This is a genomic window from Bacteriovorax sp. DB6_IX (assembly GCF_000447775.1).
GTDB lineage: Bacteria > Bdellovibrionota > Bacteriovoracia > Bacteriovoracales > Bacteriovoracaceae > Halobacteriovorax_A.
In genome coordinates this window covers 1-2,434 of record NZ_AUNJ01000067.1, presented here as the reverse complement: position 1 = coordinate 2,434, position 2,434 = coordinate 1, and the positions used below count along the sequence as shown (strand labels likewise).

General features: G+C 36.1%; 2 protein-coding genes. One reads left to right on the top strand and one right to left on the bottom strand.

Translation table 11 applies throughout. From position 1 onward, the window contains the following. Positions 1-82 precede the first annotated feature (82 nt). Positions 83-529, bottom strand: coding sequence for a DUF533 domain-containing protein (locus M901_RS02295; RefSeq protein ID WP_021276545.1), 447 nt, complete (start codon positions 527-529; stop codon positions 83-85). A gap of 158 nt (positions 530-687) precedes the next feature. On the opposite strand from M901_RS02295, the gene M901_RS02290 reads away from it, so the two are divergent. Continuing rightward, positions 688-2,352 carry a hypothetical protein gene (locus tag M901_RS02290; protein WP_034719710.1) on the top strand — a complete coding sequence of 555 codons (1,665 nt, stop codon included), beginning with the start codon at positions 688-690 and terminating at the stop codon, positions 2,350-2,352. Positions 2,353-2,434: the final 82 nt, after the last annotated feature.

Here is a 2,434-nt window from a genome sequence, read left to right as displayed (position 1 = left end):
ATAAAATTGAACGCCATAAGCTAACATAGTTTTCTTAAATTGAAAAAGATTGAGCGAATTTTCTCTTTAAATAGATTAGTGACTAGCTGCGAAAAAGTTCTGCTAAGCCTAGAAAGAAGCCTTTAATGTCCTTTTTCTGAGCAAGACGTTCTCTTTCAACTTGGGCCATGACATCTTGAGACTTTCTCATTGCACACATCAGGTCGACTCTCGTTTCGATATGCTTGTGAATCTTGTCTAAGTAGACACTTTCTTTATGATCGAAGTCATCAGACTTGAAAACAATATTGGCAAGATGGTGGAGTTGAGACAGGTGAGAGGCTTCTGTTATCTGGTCGATAAATGTGATGGCATTCTTCGGGTTTTGAATATCATCTTCAAGTATGGCCCTTTCTTCATCAGAAATCTTGATCTGGGCCATGAACTTATTAATCCACTCCCTTTCCTGATCAGTTACAATTCCATCAACTGTTGTTAGTCCAATCACTGCACGCCATAAATTTAAATAACTTTCTCTATTTCCAACCATGGATTTATTGTATCTCTATGTTAGTGAAAAAACACGTAGGTTTTTAATACCAGATCAAATGACTCGGGCGAGGCGGGGAGATTTTCCCCCTCAATAAGAAATGGGAAATATTCTATAATTTAATGGCGTGTATAGTATGCGCTCAACCAGTGTGGTTTATGAAAGTTAACGATTATTCATCACAATTATCAGACTTGAGGGAAACTCATCAAAATTCAGTGGCAAAACTGAAGAAGAGTTACGAGTCACAAATTGATAATATCAATAACACAAATGAGTTATTGATGGATGATATGCGTAAAAATCATATTGAAAAGAAGAATGCTCTTATTGAAGATAACGAAGAGAAGATCGAAGTTATAAGTAAGAAAGCCTCCAAGCTCTTAGATGAGAGAAGGGATGGTTATAAGAGAAAAGTTGCTGAGCAAAGAGAAGATTTTAGACAAGAGAGAATGAAACTTTCTGAAGGTTTTCAAAATAAGCTCTTTGGGATCAAGAACTCTTATGATGAGGCACTCGCACAGCATAAGTATACAAGTGAGCAGCAGCTTGAGAATACGACAGACAATCTCAATCGCAAGATTGAAGTTAAAGAAAAGAACTCAAGTCAGCTGATTGAAGATATCCAACAAAAGTCAAAAGATACAGTTAAGCAACTTCGAGATGAGATGTCGACTCAGAAGAAACAATTAGTAAAGAAAGGTCGTCAAGAAACAGATCAGCTCATGAAGGATCAGAGTAAACAGTTGCGTGATCAGAAAGATTATTATGACGATCGTTTTGAAAAAGTTGTTCAAAATCATAATAGTGAATTTGAGCGCTCTAATGCTCGTTATGAACAAGAATTAGCAAGATCTCGAAGTGACGATAGGGGGGAGATTGATCGCGTTACTGACAATTTTAATAGATCAGTAGAAAGAATGACCAATGCCTCTCAAAGAGATTATAAAAAACTTCAAGAGAAGTTTAATCGAGATCGAACAAATCTACTCACTGATAATAGGGAGCAGGTTTATTTCTTGAGCAAAGAAAAAGATGAAATTATGGACCGCTCGCTTAGGGGAGAGGGTGTAGAGTTTCAAAAGCAAGAGATACGCGATAATTATGAGGCTCGTCTAGATGGTATGAGAGAGCTTATGTTTGATCAACGTGTGAAGTTTGAAGAAGACCTTGCTGAGATGGACAAGCACGTTAATGCTCAGGTGCGCGAGAAGAATTTTGTTGAAAGACAGAATATCGATCGCATGAAAGAAGAGTTTAATACAAATCTTTACACAAATATTGAAAGAAATAGAAAAGAACAAGTTAATCTTGAGAAGTCTTATAATAGAGAACTAAGAAATAAAGATCAGATGCATGAAGATGAATCTCTAAGATCAACAAAGTTTTATAAGAATCTTCTTAATAGACAAAGAAAGCACTTTGGTGAAAATGTCGTTAAACTTGAAAATGCTAACCTAGAAAATGTTCAACAACTTCAACATGAGTATTCATTAGAGAAGAAAGAAATTGCAGATATGACTCGCCGTAATCTTGAATCGACAATGAAGAATCAAAGAGAAGAGTTTAACCGTCGAGTTGATAAGATTGTTGAAAGTTATGAGCAAAAGTATAAGAATCAACAAACAGAACTTGAAAGAACTAAAGACTATGCAGCAGCAAAACTCGATCGCTTAGATAAAAACTCTAAGATGAAGTTAGAGGCAGAGTCTAAATTCTATCAAGAGATGAGAAAGCAGCAAAGAGCAGAGATGAACACTCGTATCTCTGATATGCAAAAAGACTTCGATAGGGCCAAGAAAGAGTTAAAAGCATCGCTTTGATAATGAGGTGGCCAAGATTAGACGTAGAAAACGATGTTCATAACACAAGAACAATAAGAAAGTACGAAGAAGAGAAACAGAG